Consider the following 1,195-nt stretch of genomic DNA (forward strand, 5'->3'; position numbering starts at 1 on the left):
CAGGGGAATCGCATTTGAATGAAGGAGGGGGTTGCGGGAGGAAGAGAGATCGATTCTGTAGAGGCTTTCTCTTGCGGAGGAGGCCCGATGTCGTCGCTGATCACAATCCTGCGCGAGGTTCGCGATCCGCGCGACCCGAACGCCCGGCACGATCTGGCGGAGCTGTTGTTCGTGGCGCTGGCGGCGACGTTGTGCGGGGCCAAGAGCTGCGTGGAGATCGCCGAGTTCGGCGAGGGTCGGGAAGAGGAGCTGAGGGAGATCCTGGTGCTCGAGCATGGGGTGCCGAGCCACGACACCTTCAGCCGGGTGTTCCGTCTGCTCGATCCGGCGGAGCTGTCGCGGGCCTTTTCGGCCTTCATGACGGCGCTGCGGCGCGGGCTCGGGCTGCCGCCGCCGCAGGGGGTGGTGGCGATCGACGGCAAGGCGCTGCGGCGTGGATACGAGAAGGGCAAGGCCCATCTGCCGCCCTTGATGGTGAGCGTGTGGGACAGCGAGACGCGGCTGGCGGTGGCCGCGGCGCGGGCGCCGGGCGGCTCGGAGGTGAAAGCCACCCTCGACCTTCTGAAGGGCTTGACGCTGAAGGGCTGCACGGTGACGGCCGATGCGCTGCACTGCCATCCAGCCATGGCCGAAGCGGTGCTGGCGGCCAAGGCGCAGTATGCCCTGGGGCTGAAGGGCAACCACGGACCGCTGTTTGCCGCCGCCGAGGCGGCGTTCGCGGCGGCCGGCGATCTCGCCTTCTTCGAAACCCGGGAGCGGGCGCATGGGCGGTCCGAATGGCGGCGGGTATCGGTGCTGCCGGTCCGCCGGCTGGCCGATCCACCGTCCTTCCCCGGGCTCAAGGCGATCGGCCGCATCGAGGCCGAGCGCACCGGCGGCGACGGCAAGGTCAAACGGGCGGTGCGATACATCGCCCTGTCGAAACTCCTCTCCACGCGTCGGCTTGCCCAAGTCGTGCGCACCCACTGGACCATCGAGAACCAGCTCCATTGGACCCTCGACGTCGTCTTCGACGAGGACGATGCCCGCACCCGCAAGAACAACGGCCCGGAGAACCTGGCCATCATCCGCCGGCTCGCCCACAACATCTTGCGGGCCCATCCCCTCGACAAACCCCTCGCCAGCAAAATGCGCCGCGCAAAATGGAGCAAAGAATTCTTCTTCGAACTCTTTACATACATGCGATAGCCCTGCC

At 67.2% G+C, this 1,195-nt stretch carries 1 protein-coding gene; it reads left to right on the plus strand.

The genetic code is table 11. The features are described from left to right. Positions 1 to 87 precede the first annotated feature (87 nt). Positions 88 to 1,188, plus strand: coding sequence for an ISAs1 family transposase (locus AB4Z01_RS36250; protein WP_441701701.1), 1,101 nt, complete (start codon positions 88 to 90; stop codon positions 1,186 to 1,188). The last annotated feature ends 7 nt before the right edge of the window (positions 1,189 to 1,195 follow it).

Origin of the sequence: Inquilinus sp. YAF38, from assembly GCF_052113205.1 — a bacterium.
In the GTDB taxonomy this organism is placed as follows: domain Bacteria; phylum Pseudomonadota; class Alphaproteobacteria; order DSM-16000; family Inquilinaceae; genus Inquilinus.